General features: G+C 60.9%; 7 protein-coding genes. All 7 read left to right on the forward strand.

Features of this window, described 5'->3' with window-relative positions:
* The coding region (locus tag P696_RS59515) for a hypothetical protein (protein WP_483756979.1) at nucleotides 1-129 on the forward strand (129 nt) is incomplete at its 5' end.
* Between the two features lie 77 nt (nucleotides 130-206).
* Nucleotides 207-2204, forward strand: coding sequence for a DNA polymerase (locus P696_RS57610; RefSeq protein ID WP_211245904.1), 1998 nt, complete (start codon nucleotides 207-209; stop codon nucleotides 2202-2204).
* Between the two features lie 10 nt (nucleotides 2205-2214).
* Complete coding sequence (locus P696_RS0131620; protein ID WP_026415467.1) at nucleotides 2215-2400, forward strand: hypothetical protein; 186 nt, start codon at nucleotides 2215-2217, stop codon at nucleotides 2398-2400.
* Nucleotides 2397-3056, forward strand: a complete 660-nt coding sequence (locus P696_RS0131625; RefSeq protein ID WP_051468419.1) for an RNA ligase family protein — start codon at nucleotides 2397-2399, stop codon at nucleotides 3054-3056. Before P696_RS0131620 ends, P696_RS0131625 begins: the two co-directional genes overlap by 4 nt.
* The gene (locus tag P696_RS57615) at nucleotides 3056-3229 is read left to right on the forward strand and encodes a hypothetical protein (RefSeq protein WP_157430045.1); all 174 of its coding nucleotides are present in this window, start codon (nucleotides 3056-3058) and stop codon (nucleotides 3227-3229) included. The genes P696_RS0131625 and P696_RS57615 overlap by 1 nt, the downstream gene beginning before the upstream one ends.
* A gap of 235 nt (nucleotides 3230-3464) precedes the next feature.
* Nucleotides 3465-3836, forward strand: a complete 372-nt coding sequence (locus P696_RS59435; RefSeq protein ID WP_026415469.1) for an SLOG family protein — start codon at nucleotides 3465-3467, stop codon at nucleotides 3834-3836.
* Nucleotides 3833-4258: deoxycytidylate deaminase (locus tag P696_RS59440; RefSeq protein ID WP_034488118.1), on the forward strand; the 426-nt coding region annotated here is incomplete at its 3' end. The genes P696_RS59435 and P696_RS59440, both read left to right, overlap by 4 nt.

A 4258-nucleotide genomic window follows, 5' to 3' on the forward strand; every position in this document is an offset into this window, starting at 1 on the left:
AAGACCTGTCGTCATGGCGAGATGGTTTTCAAGACCGGAACCAATAAGTGGGGCAAGCCCTACGAGGCGTTCTTCTGCCCGACCCCTCAGGATGCCCAGGACAAGTGCAAGCCAATTTTTGTCAGCTAACAGTGAGTTGACAGTGAGTTGAGGATTGGGCCGCCCCTTCGGGGGCGGCCCCTCTCATGACGGGAGAGATGGGATTAGTGTCCGGGACCCTGACCTTTGATGTCGAAACCCATAGTCGCCGATATCTCTACTCAATGCCTCCGGAAGAGTTTGTCCGCCTGATCGGCTACGCATGGGGCGATGGTCCGGTCCAGATCACGACGGACTTGGGGGAGCTGCGAGCAGCGATCCTCAAGGCCCGGTGGATCATCGGGCACAACATTCACGATTTTGACTTGCGGGCAGTGTTCGGCTTTCGGTCGAACATTCCGATGCGGCTTGCTGACGAGGGGCGTGTCTATGACACGTGGACCCATGCAGCGCTGGTTAATCCGGCACCGGCGACCTATGTGAATAGGTACGGCAAGAAGGCTTTGGCAGACAAGCCAGAGAAGATGCTCGCATGGTTCGGCCTGGACGAGCAGGCTTACCAGCTTGGCGTGCCAGGTAAGACGCATGACCTGAAAGAGCTTGCCCACGAGTACGGAGATCCTGAACTTCCTAAGAAGGCCCGGATTGAAGACGGCTTCGGGCGAATTCCAGTCGATGACGACCGGTACCGCAGGTACCTCATCGGAGACGTTGAGGCATCTCGTGCGGTCGGGCGAGCACTGCTTCACAAGGGGCCTCTCGACCAGTACGCGATGCGCGAGCAGCGCATCGAGTCCAGGAAGGCGTGCATCTCGTCCAACGGATGGCGCCTGGACGAGGTAGCCGCTAGAGCCCGCACTGAGCATCTGAGGGTTCGCCGGGACGAGATCATGGCCGGGCTCATCCAGGACTACGGCTTCCCCGAGGCCGGGGAGAAACCTTGGCTGACGAATCCAGGTAAGGACGCGGTCCTGGCCGTCCTCCGGGATCACGGGATCACTCCACAGAGTCGTCCGGACTGGCCAAGGACTCCCGGCTACAGCAAGCTCCGGGAGGCCCAGGCCAACGCTGACGCCTGCCGGAGGGAGGCCGAGGAGCTTCGAGAGCTGCTGGAGTTGGAGAGGTCCACCCTCAAGGAGCGGACTCTCAGGGCGAGGCAGCGGAAGCTCGCCGCCCTGGAGGAGAAGGCTGTCGTCCCTGAGTGGTTCGGTCTCTCCCTCTCGGGAGACACGCTGACATCGCTCACCAAGGGCACCCCAGTCCAGGACCTCGGCGAGGCCCTGGCCGAGCTGATGGGGCAGCGGTCGCTCTCGGAACTGGCGGTGTCCTGCGTCTACCCGGACGGGTTCGTCCACCCGGAGATCACCATGCTCCAGCGGAGCGGTAGGTGGAGCACCACTGAGCCAGGGCTGACCATTTGGACCTCCCGCGGGGAGGGGGCGATTGAAAAGTCCTACTTCCTTCCGGACGCCGGTGACCATGTCCTCATTGAGATTGACCTTTCCAACGCGGATGCTCGTGCAGTGGCTGCAATGTCCGGTGACAAGGAGTACGCCGTTCGGTTCGAGCCGGGTGCGGACGGCCACCTGCTTAACGCCTGGGCTGCCTGGGGCAAGGACATCGTTGGCACCGACAAGAAGGATCCGAAGACTGCGGAGTACCGGCAAATGGCCAAGCCCCTTGGCCACGGTTGGAGCTATGGGGGCCGAGCCAAGACCCTCTCGGCTCAGGCCGGCGTCCCGCTCAAGGACGCCGAGACGTTTGTGGACGGCATGGATACCACTTACAAGGTCGTCGTCGGCTGGCAGAACAAGGTCCGCAAGTATGCGAATCGCCATGGATACGTGCAAAACCCATGGGGTCGCAAGATGTGGATTGAAAAGGGGCGGGAGTTCACGCAGGCCCCGGCGCTGATGGGGCAGTCAGTCACTCGGGAGATTGTCTGTGACGCGCTCCTGGCCATGTCCCATGAGGCGATGCGGTCGGTTAAGGCCCAGATCCATGACGCGCTGGTCTTCTCGGTACCCGCAGACGGATGGGAGACGTTCCGTGACTACCTGAAAGACAAGATGGAGACGGTTATGAGTCCGCCCGGAGGGCAGCGGATTGAGTTCCCTGCGGACTGTGGTCCGCCGGGCGAGAACTGGATGGCCGCCAATCACTAGGGAGCGTTTTGTGATTTACGACTTGTGGAGCGCTCGCTACGCGGTTAAGCGGGCTGTGCTTGACGTCATTGCGGATGAGTACCACGAGAACGATACGGCCGGGGCGGTTGCCCAAAGCGACTATATGGCTGAGCAGTTGGACAAGGCACTGGCGACGTACGCAGAGATCTACATGGCTACGAAGGGGATCAAGTGAACGAGATCAAGTTCCAGGCTTGGCCGAAGACTCCCCGGCTGAATAAAGACATGATCATCACGGAGAAGATCGATGGAACCAACGCCTGTGTGGTTATCAGGAAGGCTCCAGAGGGTTCCCCGTACATCGGAGAGATCGAGTGCTTGGCCGGGTATAGCGGCATTGGGGAAGTCTGGTTTGCGGGAGCGCAGTCGCGAAACCGTTTGCTCCCGATGGGGCCGAAGGGAATGGACGACACTGAGTGGCGAAAGCGGGACAACGCTGGCTTTGCCCAGTGGGTTCGTGACAACGCGTCTGCCCTCGTTGTGACTCTGGGAGAGGGCTACCACTACGGCGAATGGTACGGGGCGAAGATTGCCCGTAAGTACGGCCTCGACCATAGGCGGTTCGCGCTGTTCAATGTCGGCCGGTACGGGCCCATGGATCTGAGTCTCGTTCCTGGCCTGGAGACGGTTCCGCAGCTCTATCAGGGCCCGTTCGACACTGGCGACGCCATGGACATCTACCACGAGCTGATGGAGACCGGCTCTCGTGCAGTCCCGGGATTCATGCGGCCGGAGGGCATTGTGGTTTACCACACGGCCTCGCGGCAGGTCTACAAGGTGACGGATGCCGGGGACGCTCCCAAGTGGCAGCTCAAGGCGGTGGCTGCCTGATGAAGGTTCAGGTTAAGACTGAGAAGCGGGTTCGACTGACACTCACGCCCGAGGAGTTCGAGATCATTCGCTGTGCTGTCGACAAGGTAGCTCTCTTGGATTGCTGCGACTGGGGTCTCCGCATGGAAGACGTCGAGGCACTCGACGCTCAACTTACTGTGGTGAAGGTCTGATGGTCCGTCGAATCGAACTCGACGTTACCGCGGACGGCCTTGTTCTCCTGATCGCAGATCTCAGTGACACCCGCAATTTCACATCTGAGATCGATGGCGTTTCTCTGCGAGTTCGGCAGCTCAACACTGTGACGCCATGGTTCAGGGTGACACTCGACAAGCACCAGTACGGGCGACTGGTTGCCCACCATGCTAAGTCTCAGCTCATAGAGCGCTATACGACGGGAGCCAATGAATGAAGATTATCGTGACGGGCTCTCGTGACTGGGAGGACTACACCCACATTTGGAAGTCGCTCTATGTGTTCACAGCTTACGACGAAGATCCCCTGGTCCTTGTCCACGGAAACTGCGCCACTGGTGCAGATGCCATGGCTGACGACTGGGGGAAGCTCAACCTCCCTGGAGAGTGCATCTGGCGGTACCCCGCTAATTGGGGCGCCTTCGGTCGTGCGGCTGGTCCAATGCGCAATCAGCTGATGCTCCGTGCTCACTCGGATGCCGATTTCGTGCTCGCCTTTCCTTTGGGTGCGAGCCAGGGCACTCGCGGCTGTATGAGGTCCGCCAGCGAGACGGGCCTTACGGTGATCAATCTGGGAGAGCGATGAGTTTCTGTTCCGACCCTGGGGCGACCATCAGTCGCCCCGACTGGGATGACTACTTCCTAGGCATTGCCGAGGCTGTCAGTCGTCGCGGTGACTGCTCCCGTCGTCAGGTGGGAGCCGTGGTCGTCGGCGAGGATCGTCGGATCGTCTCAACGGGCTACAACGGCACCGAGCCCAGGGGGCCGTCCTGTCTGGACGGAGCGTGCTCCAGGGCGACGAGCAACGTCCCGCCCGGCTCGTCCTATGACACCGGCCCCGGAGCCTGCATCAGTGTTCACGCGGAAGCCAATGCACTCCTGTACGCGGGCCTGGACGGCACGAGGGGTTCAACTCTCTACCTCACCAGCTCGCCGTGCCAAGGCTGTCTGAAGTTCATCAGGGCGGCCGGCGTTCGCCGGACCGTATGGCCTGAAGGGCAGCTCTAC

Origin of the sequence: Actinomadura oligospora ATCC 43269 (genome assembly GCF_000518265.1) — a bacterium.
Lineage (GTDB): Bacteria > Actinomycetota > Actinomycetes > Streptosporangiales > Streptosporangiaceae > Spirillospora > Spirillospora oligospora.